This is a genomic window from Alloyangia mangrovi (assembly GCF_002300555.2).
In the GTDB taxonomy this organism is placed as follows: domain Bacteria; phylum Pseudomonadota; class Alphaproteobacteria; order Rhodobacterales; family Rhodobacteraceae; genus Salipiger; species Salipiger mangrovi.
In genome coordinates, this window is sequence record NZ_NTHN02000053.1 from 23,145 (window position 1) to 40,418 (window position 17,274).

The window sequence follows — 17,274 nt, forward strand, 5'->3', positions numbered from 1 at the left end:
TTGGCGACGACCCTAGACGATCGCTCTTCGCGGGAAAAGGTGCCTCTGGTCAAGCCGATTGCGGCGCTCTAGGAGTCTTGGACCGGACACAATGACGACAGACAAGCAGGGAAGGCGGGCGAATGACCCAGTTGCGCACATTCGAATTTTCGGCGGTGGACCTCGACGGGCTGGCGGAGCGGCAGGGCAGGATTGTGCTGCTGGTCAACGCCGAAGGCCGGATGAGCCCCGGTGCGCGCCGGCTGAACCGCCTGACCAAGGGCGCGCTGGCGCGGCTGCTCGAAGCGGAGCGTTGGGAAAAGGCCAAGGCGGGCGAGGTGATTTCGCTGGCCTATCCGGCCGGGCTCGCCGCCGAGGCGCTGGACGTGGTGAAACTCGAACGGCGTCCCTCGGTCGCCGAGGCGCGCAAGGCGGGCGCGGCGCTGGCCTCTGCCGCTGGCGGCAAGGCGCTGACGCTGGTCGGTGAGGGTACCGCGCGGCTGCCGCAGCTGGCGCTCGCGCTGGCGCTCCGCGGCCATGCGGTGATCAATCACAAGTCCGAGAGCGCCGAGACGCCCGAGCCGGCGACCATCCTCTGTGCCAAGCCCGAGGAGACCGGCACGGCCGCGGCCTCGCTGCTGGCGGTGGCCGAGGGTGTCGCCTTCACCCGGGACCTGGTGAGCGAGCCGGCCAACGTGCTGACCACCGAGGAATTTGCCGCGCGGCTCGAAGCGCTGACCGAGCTCGGGGTCGAGGTCGAGGTTCTCGAAGAGGACCGCATGGCGGAGCTTGGCATGAACGCGCTGCTGGCCGTGGGGCAGGGCTCTGCCGCGCCGTCGAAGATGGTGATCATGCGCTGGAAGGGCGCGACGGGCGATCCCCTGGCGCTGGTCGGCAAGGGCGTGGTCTTCGACACCGGCGGCATCTCGCTGAAGCCGGGGCCGGGCATGGAAGACATGACCATGGACATGGGCGGTGCGGGCACCGTGGCGGGCGTGATGAAGGCGCTGGCGCTGCGCAAGGCGCCTGCGCATGTGGTAGGCCTTGTCGGCCTCGTCGAGAACATGCCCTCGGGCACCGCGATGCGCCCCGGCGACATCGTGAAGTCGATGAAGGGCGACACGATCGAGATCCTCAATACCGACGCCGAGGGCCGGCTCGTGCTCTGCGACGTGCTCTGGTACGCGCAGGAGCACGTGAAGCCGGTCGCCATGGTCGATCTGGCCACGCTCACCGGTGCCTGCATCGTTGCGCTCGGCCATGAGAACGCTGCGGTCTTCTCCAACGAGGACGGCTTTGCCGAGGACTTCCTCAAGGCCGCCAGGACCGAGGGCGAGGGAGCCTGGCGCATGCCGCTGGCGCAGGCCTATGACGACATGCTCAAATCGCCGCTGGCGGACATGAAGAACATCGGCGGGAGGCCCGCCGGCTCGATCACCGCGGCGCAGTTCCTCAAGCGGTTCGTCAAGGATGACATGCCGTGGATCCACCTGGATATCGCCGGGGTGGCGAAACTGAAGTCCGCATCGCTGCTGGCGCCCGCCGGGGCGACCGGCTGGGGGGGTGCTGTCGCTCGACCGAATGATCCGCGAGCGCTTCGAGCGCAAGGACGACTGAGCCACGACTGCCGTTGCCCCGGGCGCCCTGCGCCCGGGCGCGAAACCTTGATCAGATGACAGGAGGCTGACGCGCATGGGTGTCGCGATGTTCTACCACCTGACCCAGCGGCCGGTCGAAGAGACCCTGTCGATGCTGCTGGAAAAATCTCTGGCCGCGGGGTGGCGCGTGGCGGTGCGCGGCGGCGATCCGCGACGGCTCGACTGGCTCGACGAGCGTCTCTGGCTGGGCCGGGACGATGGCTTCCTGCCGCATGGCCGCGCCGGAGGGCCGCATGACGCGCTGCAACCCGTGCTGCTGACCGACCGCGCCGAGATGCCCAACGGCGCCTCCTGCCTGATGGCGGTGGATGGCGCAGAGGTCTCGCCCGAGGAGGTGAGCGCGATGGAGCGGGTCTGCATCCTTTTCGACGGCATGGATCCGCAGGCGCTCGACGTGGCGCGGGGGCAGTGGCGGGCGCTCACCGGCGCCGGGGTGACCGCGCAATATTGGTCCGAGGAAAGCGGGCGCTGGGAAAAGAAAGCCGAGTCCTGAAAGCAGGGCTGTCACGAATTCGTCACGTATATGGCGCAGTCGCAAATGGGTGACTCGCCTTTAGGGTGATCCCATTTGACATATGCGCTAATTTCCGCCCATTCTCGTATTTGAGGGATAAATTTTCAGCCCTCGGAAAAATGGCAAAAAAATAGAAAATTTCTTGAAAAATATGAGAACACTGTCGTCCCGCTTACACAGATCGGCAAAAAACCTCCTACACGGTGCCTGCACGCCCGACCGCTTCGAGTTGTTTCCCGGGGGCCGGTCGTGCCTTACACGGGAGTTCCCGTGTAGGGGTGAGGGTAACCGAGTAACGGCCATTCCAGCGTCCTTCTCCGCCGCGGCCAATGGACCGGAGCAGTCCGATCCAAATCGCGCCGGACGCGGCTCTGGGATGGTCATTTCTCGATTTCGACCCGCGCGGCGGATGTTTTCGCCGATGACCCGACGGATTTCCGCCAGTGAGCCCGCCTTGGCCGGTGCTCGCGACAGATTTACGCGTTTTGCCCTTGCGTCATCTGAGCAAGTGGCTATCGGACTGACTTCATGACAACTCCTATCGAATACGGGCCCTTGCTCGACTGTCCGCTGCTCGACGGCCTGAGCCGGGAGCAGAAGGATGCCCTGCTTTCCGAGTGCACGCTGCAGCGCTACGATGCGCCGACAGATATTCTGCGGCAGGGCGAGACGACGCCGGTCATGTACCTGATCCTGAAGGGCCGGGTGGAGGTGATCTACCTCGACAAGCAGGGCAATGCCGCGGTGTTGCACGTCGCCGGCCCCGGCGAGGTGCTGGGCGAGGTCGAAGGGCTGTCGGGCACCACCTGCTCGTCAAGCTGCCGGACCCTGCCGGATGCGATCGTGCTGGCCTGCTCGTTCGAGCTGCTGCTCAAGCACATTCCGCCGGCGCTGCTGCTGCGCAACTCCGCCGCGATCATGCAGACCCGGCTGACCCGCGACAACGAGCTTCGGGCCATCGCCCAGTTCTTCTCGGTCGAGGAGCGGCTGCGCATGTACCTTCACCAGTTCACCACCGAGGCCAACCGCGAGGCCCGGCTGAGCCAGTCGTACCTCGCCTCGATGGTCGGCTGCTCGCGGCAGACGATCAACAAGCTGTTGGGCGACCTGCGGCGCGACGGGGTGATCGAGATCCGCCGCGGCGCCATCGCGGTGCTCGACCGGGGCCGGCTGAAGATCGAGGTCTGAGGCTCAGCGCCGCTCCAGCACCATCGTGCCACCCGAGATCTCGAGCCGGTCGAAGCGCTGCAGGTAACTCATGCCGAGCAGCGAGTTGTCCATCTCGCCACCGTTGACGAAGGCGGGCAGGTTGCGGTCCTCGAATCGCCCCAGCGTGACCGTCCCGAGCCGCACCGGCGCGGTCTCGACCGCGCCATTTGCGGTGCGGGCGCTGGAGTGGAAGGCAAGGTCTTCGGCGGCGATGCCGATGCGCTCGGCGTCCTGCCGGGTCAGCACCACGCCGCTGGCGCCGGTGTCGACCACGAAGCGCACCGGCGTGTCGTTGATCTGCAGCGTCATGTAGTAATGCCCGTCCGGCGCGCGCGGCAGCTCGATCCGGCCGGCTTCGGCAAAGACCGACTGCTGCGGGCTCACCGTGTGGCGGATGTCGTCCCAGAGGCCGACGGCGGCGATCACCGCGAGGAAGATCAGCCCCCAGGCGGCAAGCTGCTGCAGTTTCTGCGCCATCCGGCCCCGCTGTTGCATGAACATCCAGATCACCAGCGCCGCCAGCAGCAGGCCGAGATACCCCAACCGGCCAATATCGATTTCAGACAAATGCGTGCCCCCCTTGCTCGGAAAGCAATGTAGGCGCTGCACCCGCGTTCTGCGAGTCTCAGCCGAAGACGCCGGACCAGTCGAGCCCGCGGATGCCGTCGATCACGAATTGCACCGCCAGCGCCGCAAGCAGCATGCCGAAGATCCGGGTGATGACGACGATGCCGACATGCCCCAGCGCGTGTTCGATCGGACCCGCGAGGAAGAAGCAGCCCAGCGTCATCAGCAGCACGACCATCAGCACCCCGAGGATCATCGCGGTTTCCAGCGGACCGCTGGAATGGCCGACCAGCAGGATGATCGTGGCGATGGCACCGGGCCCGGCGATCAGCGGGATGGCGATGGGAAAGATCGAGGGATCGGGCATGACGTCGTCCTCGATCTTGTCCTCGCGCCGCTTGGTGCGCCGCTCGAAGAGCATGTCGAGGGCGGTCAGGAAGAGCAGCAGCCCGCCGGAGATGCGGAAGGCCGAGATCGAGATCCCGATGAAACCGAGCACAGCCTCGCCGAAGAAGGCGAAAAGCATCAGGATGACCAGCGCGGTCAGACAGGCCCGGATGCCGACGGCGCGCCGATGCGCGGCATCGGCGCCCTGGGTCAGCGCGATGAAGATCGGCGTCAGACCGATCGGATCGATCACCACGAAGAGCGTGGCGAAGGCGCTGATGAGCAAGGCCATGTCCATGACAAATGGCTAGGGCCTTGCGCGGATTCTGTCCAGAAAAGCCTTTCGGCTCAGCCGGCTTCCGCCGCCTCCAGCTTCTCCATCGCCGCTTCCCACAGCGTTTCCGCGCGGCGCAGCCCGTCCATGACCTCGGCGTACTTGCGGTTCCAGGTCTCGAGCTCGCCCGCCCGGGTCGCCTCGTAGAGGTCCGGGTTGGCAAGCTTGCTGGCGAGCTTCTCGCGCATGTCCTCGATCTTGGCGACGCGCTCCTCGCATTTGCGCGCCTCCGAGCGCAGCGCGAGGATCTCGTCGCGGCTGGCGCGCTTGGGCTTCGGCGCGGCCTTCTCGGCCTTGGCGGGCTTTTCCGGCCGGTCCTGCGTCAGCAGCATCTTGCGGTAGGCCTCGAGGTCCTCCTCGTAGGGGGTCACCGTGCCGTCCTTGACCAGCCAGAGCCGGTCGGCGACCAGACCCAGCAGGTGCATGTCGTGCGAGACCAGGATGACCGCGCCGGAATAGGCGGTCAGCGCCTCGACCAGCGCCTCGCGGCTCTCGATGTCGAGGTGGTTGGTCGGCTCGTCGAGGATCAGCATATGCGGCGCATCGAGCGTCGCCAGCAGCAGCGACAGCCGCGCCTTCTGCCCGCCCGAGAGGCGGCCCACCTCGGTCTCGGCCTGGTTGGCGCCGAGCCCGAAGCCCGCCAGCTGCGCGCGCAGCTTCGAGGGGGCGCTGTCGGGGCGCTCGCGCTGCAGGTGCTGCAGCGGGGTCTCGTCGAGATGCAGCTCGTCGACCTGGTGCTGGGCGAAATAGCCGATGCGCAGCTTCGAGCTCGAGGTCATCTTGCCGTCCATCAGCGCCAGCCGCCCGGCAAAGAGCTTCGACAGCGTCGACTTGCCCTGGCCGTTGCGGCCAAGGAGCGCGATGCGGTCGTCCTGGTCGATGCGCAGCGAGAGCTTGCGCAGAACCACCTTGTCGCCATAGCCGGTCGAGGCGTTCTCCAGCGCGAGGATCGGCGGCGAGAGCTCGTCGGGCTGCGGGAAGGTGAAGACGCGCTTGGCGGCTTCCTCGGGCGCGGTGATCCGCTCCATCTTCTCCAGCATCTTGACGCGGGCCTGCGCCTGCCGGGCCTTGGAGGCCTTGGCGCGGAAACGGTCGACGAAGCTCTGCAGGTGGGCGCGGCGCTCATCCTGCTTTTTCGCCGCCGCCGCCAGCACGGCGCGGCGCTCGGCGCGGGTGCGCGCGAAGGTGTCGTAATTGCCCTGGTAGAGCACCAGCTTGCGCTCCTCGAGGTGCAGGATCGCCCCCACCGCGCGGTTCAGCAGCCCGCGGTCGTGGCTGATCACGATCACCGTGTGCGGGTAGCTCTGCAGGTAGCTTTCCAGCCAGAGCGCGCCCTCGAGGTCGAGGTAGTTGGTCGGCTCGTCGAGCAACAGCAGGTCGGGCTCGGCAAAGAGCACGCCCGCCAGCGCCACGCGCATCCGCCAGCCGCCCGAGAAGTCCGAGCAGGGGCGCTGCTGCGCCGCCTCGTCGAAGCCGAGGCCCTTGAGGATGGTCGCGGCGCGCGCCTCGGCGGACCAGGCGTCGATGTCGGCGAGCCTTGTCTGGATGTCGGCGATACGGTGCGGGTCGGTGGCGGTCTCGGCCTCGGCCATGAGCGCGGCGCGCTCGAGATCGCAGGCCAGCACGGTCTCGATCAGCGAGACATCCGAGGCCGGAGCCTCCTGCGCCACGCCGCCGATCTTGGCGCGGGCGGGCAGCTCGATCTCGCCGCCGTCGAGCGTCAGCTCGCCGCGGATGAGCCGGAAGAGCGTGGTCTTGCCCGCGCCGTTGGGACCGACGAGGCCAACCTTGTGGCCCGCGGGAATCACGGCGGAGGCCTCCTCGAGCAGAGGGCGGCCTTCGACGGAATAGGAGATGTCTCGAATACTCAGCATGGCGCCGCCATAGCAGAGCCTTCGGGCGGGCAAAATCCCCCATCGCGCGCCGCGACCGGTCTTTGTGTGGCGCACGCGCATTTCCCCGGCGCTGCGCCCGGCGGAGGCGTCGCGCCGTGCGTATTTGGAAAGAGAAGAAGATGGGAGGTTCTTCTAGGTCCAAATATCCCGGGGGTGAGGCGCGCAGCGCCGAGGGGGCGGAGCCCCCATCCTGCCTGCACCCGGGGCACGCGGGCGCCGCAAGGTCTTTCCAATCGGCGAGGCGCATGCTAACGCCCCTCCCGGAGAATACTGGCCGGGCCGTCGCCCGGCTTTCTGACATTGGAGAGACCAAATGGCCGTCGAACGCACCCTGTCGATCATCAAGCCCGATGCAACCCGCCGCAACCTGACCGGCAAGATCAACGCCAAGTTCGAGGAAGCGGGCCTGCGCATCGTCGCGCAGAAGCGCATCCAGCTGACCCCGGCGCAGGCCGGCGAGTTCTACAAGGTGCACGCAGAGCGTCCCTTCTATGGCGAGCTGTGCGAGTTCATGGCCTCCGAGCCGGTTGTCGTGCAGGTGCTGGAAGGTGAAGGCGCGATCGCCAAGAACCGCGAAGTGATGGGCGCCACCAACCCGGCCGACGCCGCTGCAGGCACCATTCGCGCAGAGTTCGCCGAGTCGGTCGGCGAGAACTCGGTGCACGGCTCGGACGCGCCGGAAACCGCGGCTGAAGAAATCGCCTACTTCTTCTCGGGCCTTGAGCTCGTCGGCTGAGCCATTCGCTCACCCGGACAGATCGAAGGGCGCCCCGCGGGGCGCCCTTTTCTTTGGCGATCATGCGACGTGTTACGCCGCCATGTCGAAGGGGCCCGTGGCGCCTTCGCGCGGGCCGGCGGGCCGGCTCTCGAGCCAGCGCCGCAGCAGCCCGGCGTTGCGCGTGTTGGCGCGGTAGCCGATGTCGAAGATGTCGCCGACCAGCGGGATGAGGCCGATCCCCCAGTCGATCGCGAGGTTGACGCCCATCTGGCCAAGCAGCGCCCTGGGCGCACCCATGTCATGCGCCTCCTTGACGATCCACACCGCCGGGGCCAGCGCCAGCGTGTCGCCGATCCCGGGAACTAGGCCGAAGACCGCATCCCAGCCGAAACGGATCGGGGTGAAGGGGATGCGGTAGGCCCGGTCCATCCGCCGCGCCCAGCGGTCGATCCTCTCGAGCCGCTGGAAATGGGGGTGGAGGCTCTGTGCCTGAGGTGCCATGGCGCTCAGGCGTGCTGCTGCTTCGGCCCGGTGCGGGCGATGATCCAGATCGCGTGCACGATGCCGGGGATGTAGCCGAAGATGGTCAGAAGGATGTTGATCCAGAAATGCTTGCCGAGGCCGACCTGCAGGAACACGCCGAGCGGCGGCAGCAGGATGGCGAAAATGATGCGGATCAGGTCCATGTCGGTCTCCCTTCGAGGGTGAAAGATGTGTTGGCGTACCAACACGGAGACCGGGGGGGGCGGTTCCCGCGAGGCCTCGGACCTGAGGCGCAAGCGATTGGCTTGGCGGGCCTGGTCGCGCGCCTAATGGGGGCGGCGGGAGGGATCGATGACGCCGATCTCGTCGAGGATCTTCTCGATCCCGTCGAGGGGTTCGTTGCTCCTGCGCTCGGCGACCAGCGCGTCGAAGCGGGCCCGCAGGGCTTCCTTTTCCTTGCCCCGCGCATCGTTCCACGGGCGCCCCTGCAGCGCCATGTGCAGCACGTAGAAGCCGATGAAATGCGGCCTCGTGCCGTGGGCGAGCAGGCGGCGGTAGGTCTCGTCGGCGCCGAGAGCCCGCAGCGTCTCGGCATCCTCGATCCCGGCGCGGCGGCAGGCCGATTCCACCGCCGGCCCGAGGTTGCGGATGCTGGAGATCGGGGTGCCGGACATCGGCTCAGGCGGCCTTGGAGAGCGTGGCGGCAAAGCCGGTGAGGGTGGTCAGCGCCTCGGCGAACTGATCGTCGGGGATGGTCAGCGCGACGCGCAGGAAGCCCGCGGCCGAGGGGCCGAAGCTCTCGCCCGGCATGACCGCGATGCGGTGGGTGTCGAGCAGCGCGTCGGCGAAGGCTATGCCCGAGAGGCCGGTCGCGCGGATGTCGAGGAAGAGATACATCGCCCCGCTCGAGGGCACGAGGCCGACATCGGTCTGCCGGGCAAGGACCTTCTGCGCCAGCGCGCGGCGGCGGCGGAAGGGCTCGGCGACGCGGGGCTCAAGCGTCTCATCCGCGGTCAGCGCGTAGAGCGCGGCGTCCTGGATGTAGCCGGGCACGCCGTAGGTGGTGTTGGTCGCCAGATCAATCAGCGCGGCGATGGCGGGCTCGGGGGCGATCAGCCAGCCTATGCGGCTGCCGGTCATCGCGTGGCTCTTCGACAGCGAGCCGATGACCATGGTGCGCCCCTCCATGCCGGGCAGCGCGCGGGGGCTGAGGTGGTCGCCCTCCCATATCTGCGTGTCGTAGACTTCGTCGGAGATCAGCCAGAGGTCTTCGTCGCGGGCCACCCCGGCGAGCCCCTCGAGCACGGCGCGGGGGTAGACGGCGCCGGTGGGGTTGCTTGGCGAGTTGACCAGCAGTGCCGAGGCGCCGGTCTCGCGCGCCTTGCGGCGGACTTCGGCGGCCTCCGGAAAGAAGCTGTGCTCGGGGCGGGTGGCGATGCTGTGCGGCACGGCGCCGGCAGCGCGGAGGGTGCCGGGGTAGGTGACGTAATGCGGCTCGATCATCAGCGCGGCATCGCCGGGGTTGCAGGCCGCCATATGCGCGGCAAAGAGCGCCGACTGCCCACCGGGGGTGACCAGCACGTTGTCGCGCGTGGTGGGCACGCCGGTGCGCGCGGTGACGCGGGCCGCGATGGCGTCGCGCAGCGCGGGGATACCGGGCACCGCGGCGTAGCCGGTGTGCCCGGCGGTGGCGGCGCGGTGCATCTCGGCAAGGATCGACGGGTCGGTGCGCTCGTCGGGCTCGCCGATGGTCAGCTCGGTGACCGGAACACCGGCGGCGCGCAGGGCGCGGGCCTTGTAGAAAATCTCCCAGCCGTCGCCGCCACCGGCGTTGAGAGAGGTGATGCGACGGGAGAGAGAAGGCATGGCGGACTCCGCGATTTCGAGTGTCCGAACGTTGTGCCAGAGCGCGGAAGGGGCGGCAAGAGAGGCCGTGTGCGACGCGGGGAGAACGCAGGGTTCATGGAGTATTATATATTATTAACAGTTACTTGGTGACGTGCGTGCGGGCCGGTAATCTTGACTTTGCGGACGCTCGTCTGTAGGGTTCATGCATGCTGGACGAAATGGGCAGGCGGCCCCGGGGTGACCCCGGTGGCCGCTTTTTCGTTTGGCGGCAGGGCGCGACGACCCCGGCAAAGACCGGCGCGGGCCCCTGCGAGGCACTTTCCACAGGCACGACCCCTACAGGCAAGAAAGGTATCGAGCGATGATCCTCATCCATCTCGAAGAAGAGCTGTCCCGTCTCGAAGAGGAACGGGAGCAGCTGGCCGACATGCTGCGGCATCTCGGCAGCGACATGCGGCGCCTGCGCGACCGCTTCGACGAAGACTGCACCTTGGACAAACCGGAGACCAGCAAGGCCGCAGCGGACCTGCGCTACTGGCTGAAGGTCGCTCATGAAACGGAGGCACAGATCAGGAATGTCAGACGCAAGCAGAAGGGAATTGCCGGGGACTGGGCGCTCGACCTCGAGCGCGCAAGGGTTGAGATCGGCTGCCGCATGGCTCGCCTCCGCCGGTGCTGCGGTGCAGGAGAGCTTTCTGAATGAGCTGTCGGAGGGGGAGCGCCTGGCGCTCCCCTTTCTCTTCGAGTTCTGGGCGCTGGAGCATCAGCTGCCGCCCGCCGGGCACTGGCGCAGCTGGGCGATCCTCGGCGGGCGCGGCGCGGGCAAGACCCGGGCCGGGGCGGAATGGGTGCGGGCCTCGGTGGAGGGCGCGCTGCCGCTCTCGCCGGGGCGCTGCAGGCGGGTGGCGCTGGTCGGAGAGACGCTGGACCAGGCGCGCGAGGTGATGGTGTTCGGCGACTCGGGGATCCTTGCGTGCTCGCCGCCCGACCGGCGACCGGACTGGAGTGCCACCCGGCGCTGCCTCACCTGGCCCAATGGTGCCGAGGCGATGGTCTTCTCGGCGCATGACCCGGAGGCGCTGCGCGGGCCGCAGTTCGATGGGGCCTGGGCGGATGAACTCGGCAAGTGGCGCAAGGCGCGGGAGACCTGGGACATGCTGCAGTTCGCGCTGCGGCTGGGGGATCACCCGCAGGCCTGCGTCACCACCACACCGCGCAACATCGGCGTGTTGAAGGAGCTGCTGGAGCTGCCGAGCACCGTGGTGACCCGTGCCCCTACCGAGGCCAACCGGGCCAACCTCGCGGCCAGTTTCCTCGACGAGGTGCGGGCACGCTACGGGGCGACGCGGCTGGCGCGGCAGGAGCTTGACGGCGAGATGGTCTGCGACGTCGACGGAACGCTCTGGACGCAGGAGGTGCTGGAGCGCGCGCGGCTGCAGGAGGTCCCGGAACGGCTGGACCGCATCGTGGTGGCGGTGGACCCGCCCGCCGGGGACGGTGTCGCGTCCGACGCCTGTGGCATCGTCGTCTGCGGCGTGAGCTGCGAGGGGCCGCCCCAGGGCTGGCAGGGGGTGGTGCTCGAGGATGCCTCGGTTCAGGGGCTCGGGCCGAGCGGCTGGGCGCGCGCCGCCGTTGCGGCCTTCGAGCGCTGGCAGGCCGACCGCATCGTCGCCGAGATCAACCAGGGCGGCGCAATGGTCGAGGCGGTGCTGCGGCAAGTCGCGCCGTCGGTGCCGCTGCGCAAGGTCAGCGCCACGCGCGGCAAGGTGCTGCGCGCCGAGCCGGTGGCGGCGCTCTACGAGCAGGGGCGCATCGCCCATGCGCGGCGTTTCGAGCTGCTGGAGGAGCAGATGGGGCTGTTGACCGCTTCGGGGTTCCAGGGACAGGGCTCTCCGGACCGGGTGGATGCGCTGGTCTGGGCGCTCACCGAGCTGATTACCGCGCCTGCCGAGGGCTGGCGGCGGCCCCGGGTGCGGGGCCTGTGACGAGGGGGCGCTGCCCCCGCCGCGCTGCGCGCGTCTCCCCCGGGATATTTGGACCTAGAAGAAAGCCGGAGCGGCGCGCTTCTTCTCTTTCCAAATACGCATGGCGGAGCGCAGCGGACGGAGCCTCGGCTGGCTGTTGCAGCGCCGGCGCACGGCGCGGGAGGGGATGGTTAACGGATGCGCCGTAGCTTGGTCTTCAACGGGCATCGGGGCCGTGAGGGCCTCGGGCCGGAGACCAGCAAGGAGCGGGACATGGGGTTCGACTTTCTGCGGCGGGGACGCGGGGCGGCAGCGCAGCCGGAGATCAAGGCTTCTGCGGCGGGCCGGCTGATCGCGGTGCAGGCCACGGGGCGCGTGGCCTGGTCGCCGCGGGACACCGCGCGGGACACCGGGTCCCTGACGCGGCAGGGGTTCACCGGCAACCCGGTGGGCTTCCGTGCGGTGAAGCTGATCTCCGAGGCCGCCGCCGCCCTGCCGCTGGTGCTGCAGGATGCGGAGATGCGCTACAGCGCCCACCCCATCCTGCGCCGTATCGCTGCGCCGAACCCGGTGCAGGGCAAGGCGGAACTGCTTGAGGCGCTCTACGGCCAGCTGCTGCTGACGGGGGATGGCTATATCGAGGCCGTGGGAAGCGGCGCCGCGCTGCCCGCCGAGCTCCATGTGCTGCGCTCGGAGCGGATGCGGTTGGTGCCGGGGGGAGATGGCTGGCCCATCGCCTATGAGTATCAGGTGGACGGGCGGGCGCATCGTTTCGATGTCGACGAGGGACCGGCGCCGATCTGCCATATCAAGTGTTTCCATCCGCAGGACGACCACTACGGGCTCTCGCCGCTGCAGCCCGCCGCGCAGGCTGTGGATGTGCACAACAGCGCCTCGCGCTGGTCCAAGGGGCTCTTGGACAATGCCGCGCGACCCTCGGGGGCGATCGTCTGGACCGGCGGCGACGGGCAGGGCTCGATGGCGCAGGACCAGTACGAGCGTCTGGTCTCGGAGATGGAGAGCCAGCACCAGGGGGCGCGCAATGCCGGGCGTCCAATGCTGCTGGAGGGCGGGCTCGACTGGAAGCCGATGGGGTTTTCGCCCTCGGACATGGAGTTCCAGCAGACCAAGGAGGCCGCGGCGCGCGAGATCGCCATCGCATTTGGTGTGCCGCCGATGCTGCTGGGGATCCCCGGGGATGCCACCTATGCCAACTACCAGGAGGCCAACCGCGCCTTCTACCGGCTGACCGTGCTGCCGCTGGCGCAGCGGGTGAGCGCGGCGCTGGGCAGGTGGCTGGCCGGCTTCACCGGCGAGGAGGTGGAGCTGAAGCCCGACCTCGACCAGGTGCCGGCGCTTTCGGCCGAGCGCGAGACCCATTGGCGTCGCGTTTCGGAGGCGGCCTTTCTGACCGTGCCGGAAAAGCGGCGCATGCTGGGGTTGCCACCGCTGGCCGAGGAGGAGGCGGGTGACTGAGCGCCCGTCCTACGAGCCCTTCGCCTGCGCCCCGGCGCTGCGACTTGAGGCGCATGAGCGGCTGAGTGCACTGCAGATCGCCGCGCTCGAGGACCGGTTGGCGCGGCTCGAGCTGGTGCTGGAGCGGCTGGAGAAACGGCTCTGGCTGGCGGTCTATGGCGTGGCGGCGGGGCTGCTGGCGCAGGCGCTGCAGGGGCTGAGCATCATGGCACCCTGAGGGGTGGAGCTTGAGAGGGAGCGTCGCATGGAACTGGAGCACAAGTTCTGCCAGCCCGGTGGGGAGAGCGCCTTGGGGATCACCCTCTCGGAGGGGTTGCGGATCGAGGGTTATGCCTCGCTCTTCGGCAAGGCCGACCAGGGGGGGCGATATCGTTGAACCCGGCGCCTATGCCGCCTCGCTGCAGCGGCTGGCTTCAGAGGGGCGCGCGGTGCGGTTGCTCTGGCAGCACGACCCGGCCCAGCCGATCGGCGTCTGGGAGGAACTGCGCGAGGATGGCAAGGGACTCTATGTGAGGGGACGGCTGCTGGAAGCGGTCGAGAAAGGCCGCGAGGCGGCGGCGCTTCTTGCCGCCGGGGCCATCGACGGGCTGTCCATCGGCTATCGCACCGTCACGGCGGTGAAGGACCGCGAGGGGCGCAGGCTCCTCAAGGAAGTGGAGCTCTGGGAGGTGTCGCTTGTCACCTTCCCGATGCTGCCCAATGCGCGGGTGGCGGCCAAGGGCGAGAGCCCGGATCCCGATGCGCTGCGCGAACTGGCGCTGGCGCTTGACGCCGCGCGCCGTGACCTGGCGGGCGACTGACGCGCGCCACAACAGGGGACCGAGCTGATGAGCAGACCCGAGAACTTTTCTCGGACCGGGGAAGATCTGTCCCCGGTCGCCCAGGTGAGCGCCGCCATGGCGGGGCTGACCGCGGACATCAAGGCCATGCGGGCCGACCTTCACGCGAAACTCGACAACCATGAAGAGCGACTGACCATGCTGGACACAAAGACTTCGCTTGCCGCGGCGCGCCCGGCGCTGGGCACCATGGCGGACACCGGGCTGCCGCACCGCAAGGCTTTTGGCGCCTACCTGCGCTCTGGCGATGACGACGGGCTCCGCGGGCTGGTGCTGGAGGGCAAGGCGCTCTCGACCGCTGTTGCCGCCGATGGCGGCTACCTCGTCGATCCGGTGACCTCGGAGACGGTGAAATCGGTGCTCGAGAGCGCCGCCTCGATCCGTGCGATTGCCGCCGTGGTGACGGTCGAGGCCTCGTCCTTCGACGTGCTGGTCGATCAGGGCGACACGGGGGCGGGCTGGTCCGACGAGGTCAACGACCCCGGCGAGAGCGAGACGCCGACCATCGATCGCATCCAGATCAAGCTGCACGAGCTCTCGGCCATGCCCAAGGCCTCGCAGCGGCTGCTCGATGACGTGGCCTTCGATCTCGAGGCCTGGCTGGCGGGACGCATCGCCGACCGCTTCGCCCGGGCCGAGGCGGCGGCCTTCATCACCGGCGATGGGATCGACAAGCCGATGGGTATCCTTTCCCACGACATGGTCGACAACGAGATCTGGGAATGGGGCAACCTCGGCTATGTGCCCTCCGGTATTGCGGGCGCGATTGGCGACGGCGATGCGATCATCGACCTCGTCTACGCGCTGGGCGCCGAGTATCGGGCCAAGGGCGCTTTCGTGATGAACTCCAAGACCGCCGGGGCGCTGCGCAAGCTCAAGGATGCCGACGGGCGGCACCTGTGGTCGGACGGGCTGGCGGCGGGCCAGCCGGCGCGGCTGATGGGCTACCCGGTGCTGATCGCCGAGGACATGCCGGACATCGCGGCGGACAGCACGCCCATCGCTTTCGGCGACTTCGGCGCGGGCTACACCATCGCCGAGCGCCCGGACCTGCGGGTGCTGCGCGATCCCTACAGCGCCAAGCCGCATGTGCTGTTCTACGCCACCAAGCGCGTCGGCGGCGACGTCAGCGACTTCGCGGCGATCAAGCTGCTGCGCTGCGCCACGAGCTGAACGGGGTGAGGGCGGCGGAGATCCCGCCGCCTCCATTCCCGCGGGGACAAGCGGAGAGACCTGATGATGGTGATCGAAGAAACCCAGGTGCCGGACACGGTGCTGCCCCTCGCGGCGCTGAAGCGGCAGTTGCGCATGGGCAGCGGCTTCGCCGAGGAAGGATTGCAGGACGATGTTCTTTATTCGTTCTTGCGCGCGGCGCTGGCGGCCATCGAGGCGCGTACCGGCAAGGCGCTGCTGCTCCGCAGCTTTCTCTGGACGCTCCATGGCTGGCGCGACGTCGAGGGCGCTGCACTACCACTGGCGCCTGTGACCGCGGTCTCGCGGCTGACGCTGGTCGACCGCTACGGCGTGGCGCAGGATGTGGCATCCGAGCGCTACCGTCTGGAGGTCGACGCCTTTACCCCCATGCTGCGCCCGCAGCGCGGCACGCTGCCCGACTTGCCCTCCGGGGGCACTGCCGAGGTCCGTTTCACCGCCGGCTACGGCGCGGGGTTCGACGACCTGCCGCCCGACCTCGGGCAGGCGGTGCTGCTGCTCGCGGCGCATTACTACGAGTACCGCGACGAGACCGTACTGGGCCAGGGATGCATGCCCTTCGGCGTGACCGCACTGATCGCGCGATATCGCCCGTTGCGGTTGGGGTTCTCGGCATGAGGGGCGTGCGGCTGACACAGAACCTCGTGCTCGAGGCGCCGCTGCAGGTGCCGGACGGCACCGGAGGCTTCACCGCGGGCTGGCAGGTCCTGGGCACGCTCTGGGCCGAGCTGACGCCGCGCTCGGGGCGCGAGGTGATGGGCGAGGCGGGTCCGGTGGCCCGCGGGCGCTACCGCATTACCGTGCGCGGCGCGCCGGTGGGGGCGTCGAGCCGGCCGGTCCCTGGGCAGCGATTCCGGCTCGGCGGGCGGGTGTTCGACATCCTCTCGGTGAACGAACGCGATCTGGCGGCACGCTATCTCGCCTGCGAGGCGCAGGAGGAGGTGGCGTCATGAGCTACGCGGTGTCGGGTGCGCTTCAGGCCGCCATCTACGGCGCGCTGCAAGGCGATGCCACGCTCACGGGGCTGGTGGGCAGCGCGATCTACGACGCGCCGCCCTCGGGAACGCTGCCGGGGCTTTACGTCACACTCGGGGCCGAGCGGGTGCGTGATGCCTCGGACGGATCGAACGCTGGAGCCTGGCATGACCTCACCGTTGCCGTGGTGACCGGGGCGGCGGGCTTCTCGGCGGCGAAGGCGGTGGCGGGCGCGGTCTCGGACCTCTTGCACGAGGCCGACCTGTCGCTGGCGCGCGGCCGGCTGGTGAGCCTGCGCTTCCGCCGCGCCGAGGCGAAGCGCGAGCGCGGCGGGCTGCGCCGTATCGACATGACATTCCGCGCCCGCGTCGAGGACGCATGAGGCGCCACAGCAAGGAGTTGGGAACATGGCTGCGCAGAACGGCAAGGATCTTCTGATCAAGCTCGACCTCACCGGCGACGGGCAGTTCGAGACACTCGCGGGGCTGCGGGCAACGCGCCTCAGTTTCAACGCCGAGAGCGTTGACGTCACCTCGCTGGAAAGCGCCGGGGGTTGGCGTGAGCTGCTGGCGGGGGCCGGCGTGAAATCGGCCAACCTCTCGGGCTCGGGGGTGTTCCGCGACGCGGGCACGGACGAGCGGGCGCGGCAGATCTTCTTCGACGGCGAGACGCCGGATTTCCAGGTGATCATCCCCGATTTCGGCACGGTCGAGGGGCCGTTCCAGCTGACCTCGATCGACTACGCGGGCAGTCATGACGGCGAGGCGACCTATGAGATCGCGCTCGCCTCGGCCGGGGCATTGAGCTTCGTGCCGGCGGCGGGGGCGTAAATGGCCAACCCGTGGCGCGGCGAGGTGGAGCTGGTGCTGGACGGCGAGCGGCGGGTGATGCGCCTCACGCTGGGCGCGCTGGCCGAGCTGGAGGCGGCGCTGGACGAGGGCGCGCTTATCGATCTGGTGCGCCGCTTCGAGGGCGGCGCCTGCTCGAGCCGCGACGTGCTGGCGCTGATTGTGGCGGGGCTGCGCGGCGGCGGCTGGCAGGGCACGGCTGCAGACCTCGTGAGTGCCGAGATCACCGGTGGGCCGATGGCGGCGGCGCGGGCGGCGGCAGAGCTGCTGGCGCGGGCTTTCACGCCGCCGGAGACGACGGGGTGAGCGGCTTCGACTGGCCTGCGCTGCTGCGCGCCGGGCTGAGCGGCCTCGGGCTGCGCCCGGCG

General features: G+C 68.9%; 21 protein-coding genes and 1 pseudogene. 15 read left to right on the plus strand and 7 right to left on the minus strand.

Annotation, left to right across the window (positions count from 1 at the left end):
- Positions 1 to 122 precede the first annotated feature (122 nt).
- From CLG85_RS21680 to CLG85_RS21690, 3 genes are all read left to right on the plus strand, one after another.
- Positions 123 to 1,655, plus strand: a complete 1,533-nt coding sequence (locus tag CLG85_RS21680) for a leucyl aminopeptidase (RefSeq protein WP_512699384.1) — start codon at positions 123 to 125, stop codon at positions 1,653 to 1,655.
- Positions 1,656 to 1,671: 16 nt separating this feature from the next.
- On the plus strand, positions 1,672 to 2,130 hold the full coding sequence (locus tag CLG85_RS21685; RefSeq protein ID WP_095882211.1) for a DNA polymerase III subunit chi: 459 nt from the start codon (positions 1,672 to 1,674) through the stop codon (positions 2,128 to 2,130).
- A gap of 549 nt (positions 2,131 to 2,679) precedes the next feature.
- Positions 2,680 to 3,339, plus strand: coding sequence for a Crp/Fnr family transcriptional regulator (locus tag CLG85_RS21690; protein ID WP_095882210.1), 660 nt, complete (start codon positions 2,680 to 2,682; stop codon positions 3,337 to 3,339).
- Positions 3,340 to 3,342: 3 nt separating this feature from the next.
- On the opposite strand, the gene CLG85_RS21695 is transcribed toward CLG85_RS21690, so the two are convergent.
- Genes CLG85_RS21695 through CLG85_RS21705 form a run of 3 tightly spaced genes read right to left on the minus strand, consistent with a single transcriptional unit; the run spans position 3,343 to position 6,522 of the window.
- Entirely contained in the window at positions 3,343 to 3,927 is a 585-nt protein-coding gene (locus tag CLG85_RS21695) for a retropepsin-like aspartic protease family protein (RefSeq protein WP_095882209.1), read from the minus strand.
- Positions 3,928 to 3,985: 58 nt separating this feature from the next.
- Positions 3,986 to 4,612, minus strand: coding sequence for a MarC family protein (locus CLG85_RS21700; protein ID WP_095882208.1), 627 nt, complete (start codon positions 4,610 to 4,612; stop codon positions 3,986 to 3,988).
- Positions 4,613 to 4,662: 50 nt separating this feature from the next.
- On the minus strand, positions 4,663 to 6,522 hold the full coding sequence (locus tag CLG85_RS21705; RefSeq protein ID WP_095882207.1) for an ABC-F family ATP-binding cassette domain-containing protein: 1,860 nt from the start codon (positions 6,520 to 6,522) through the stop codon (positions 4,663 to 4,665).
- A 334-nt stretch (positions 6,523 to 6,856) separates the two neighbouring features.
- Between CLG85_RS21705 and ndk the strand changes: the two genes are divergently transcribed.
- Entirely contained in the window at positions 6,857 to 7,279 is a 423-nt protein-coding gene (ndk, locus tag CLG85_RS21710) for a nucleoside-diphosphate kinase (protein ID WP_224846456.1), read from the plus strand.
- Between the two features lie 72 nt (positions 7,280 to 7,351).
- On the opposite strand, the gene CLG85_RS21715 is transcribed toward ndk, so the two are convergent.
- The 4 genes from CLG85_RS21715 to CLG85_RS21730 all read right to left on the minus strand — a co-directional run bounded on the left by CLG85_RS21715 (position 7,352) and on the right by CLG85_RS21730 (position 9,610).
- The gene (locus CLG85_RS21715) at positions 7,352 to 7,762 is read right to left on the minus strand and encodes a DUF4112 domain-containing protein (protein ID WP_260349996.1); all 411 of its coding nucleotides are present in this window, start codon (positions 7,760 to 7,762) and stop codon (positions 7,352 to 7,354) included.
- A gap of 5 nt (positions 7,763 to 7,767) precedes the next feature.
- Complete coding sequence (locus CLG85_RS21720) at positions 7,768 to 7,947, minus strand: YqaE/Pmp3 family membrane protein (protein ID WP_095882505.1); 180 nt, start codon at positions 7,945 to 7,947, stop codon at positions 7,768 to 7,770.
- Between the two features lie 123 nt (positions 7,948 to 8,070).
- Positions 8,071 to 8,418, minus strand: a complete 348-nt coding sequence (locus tag CLG85_RS21725; protein ID WP_095882506.1) for a TfoX/Sxy family DNA transformation protein — start codon at positions 8,416 to 8,418, stop codon at positions 8,071 to 8,073.
- 4 nt (positions 8,419 to 8,422) lie between these two features.
- Positions 8,423 to 9,610 (minus strand): pyridoxal phosphate-dependent aminotransferase, encoded by a 1,188-nt coding sequence (locus CLG85_RS21730; protein WP_260349997.1) that lies wholly within the window; start codon positions 9,608 to 9,610, stop codon positions 8,423 to 8,425.
- Positions 9,611 to 9,953: 343 nt separating this feature from the next.
- Between CLG85_RS21730 and CLG85_RS21735 the strand changes: the two genes are divergently transcribed.
- The 11 genes and pseudogenes from CLG85_RS21735 to CLG85_RS21785 all read left to right on the plus strand — a co-directional run bounded on the left by CLG85_RS21735 (position 9,954) and on the right by CLG85_RS21785 (position 17,212).
- Complete coding sequence (locus tag CLG85_RS21735; RefSeq protein WP_260349998.1) at positions 9,954 to 10,295, plus strand: hypothetical protein; 342 nt, start codon at positions 9,954 to 9,956, stop codon at positions 10,293 to 10,295.
- The gene (locus tag CLG85_RS21740; protein ID WP_260349999.1) at positions 10,273 to 11,577 is read left to right on the plus strand and encodes a DNA-packaging protein; all 1,305 of its coding nucleotides are present in this window, start codon (positions 10,273 to 10,275) and stop codon (positions 11,575 to 11,577) included. Before CLG85_RS21735 ends, CLG85_RS21740 begins: the two co-directional genes overlap by 23 nt.
- A 252-nt stretch (positions 11,578 to 11,829) precedes the next feature.
- Positions 11,830 to 13,032: a phage portal protein gene (locus CLG85_RS21745; protein WP_095883123.1), complete on the plus strand. Its 1,203-nt coding sequence runs from the start codon at positions 11,830 to 11,832 to the stop codon at positions 13,030 to 13,032.
- Positions 13,025 to 13,249: a GTA head formation protein, RCAP_rcc01685 family gene (locus CLG85_RS21750; protein WP_095883122.1), complete on the plus strand. Its 225-nt coding sequence runs from the start codon at positions 13,025 to 13,027 to the stop codon at positions 13,247 to 13,249. The genes CLG85_RS21745 and CLG85_RS21750 overlap by 8 nt, the downstream gene beginning before the upstream one ends.
- A gap of 27 nt (positions 13,250 to 13,276) precedes the next feature.
- Positions 13,277 to 13,832, plus strand: a pseudogene (locus tag CLG85_RS21755) (HK97 family phage prohead protease).
- Positions 13,833 to 13,859: 27 nt separating this feature from the next.
- Complete coding sequence (locus tag CLG85_RS21760) at positions 13,860 to 15,044, plus strand: phage major capsid protein (RefSeq protein WP_095883120.1); 1,185 nt, start codon at positions 13,860 to 13,862, stop codon at positions 15,042 to 15,044.
- Positions 15,045 to 15,107: 63 nt separating this feature from the next.
- Positions 15,108 to 15,701, plus strand: coding sequence for a head-tail connector protein (locus CLG85_RS21765; RefSeq protein ID WP_260350000.1), 594 nt, complete (start codon positions 15,108 to 15,110; stop codon positions 15,699 to 15,701).
- Positions 15,698 to 16,036: a head-tail adaptor protein gene (locus CLG85_RS21770; protein ID WP_095884516.1), complete on the plus strand. Its 339-nt coding sequence runs from the start codon at positions 15,698 to 15,700 to the stop codon at positions 16,034 to 16,036. The genes CLG85_RS21765 and CLG85_RS21770 overlap by 4 nt, the downstream gene beginning before the upstream one ends.
- Positions 16,033 to 16,440 (plus strand): DUF3168 domain-containing protein, encoded by a 408-nt coding sequence (locus CLG85_RS21775; RefSeq protein ID WP_095884515.1) that lies wholly within the window; start codon positions 16,033 to 16,035, stop codon positions 16,438 to 16,440. Before CLG85_RS21770 ends, CLG85_RS21775 begins: the two co-directional genes overlap by 4 nt.
- Positions 16,441 to 16,465: 25 nt before the next feature.
- Positions 16,466 to 16,888 (plus strand): phage major tail protein, TP901-1 family, encoded by a 423-nt coding sequence (locus tag CLG85_RS21780; protein WP_095884514.1) that lies wholly within the window; start codon positions 16,466 to 16,468, stop codon positions 16,886 to 16,888.
- Positions 16,889 to 17,212 (plus strand): gene transfer agent family protein, encoded by a 324-nt coding sequence (locus CLG85_RS21785; RefSeq protein WP_260350001.1) that lies wholly within the window; start codon positions 16,889 to 16,891, stop codon positions 17,210 to 17,212.
- Positions 17,213 to 17,274: the final 62 nt, after the last annotated feature.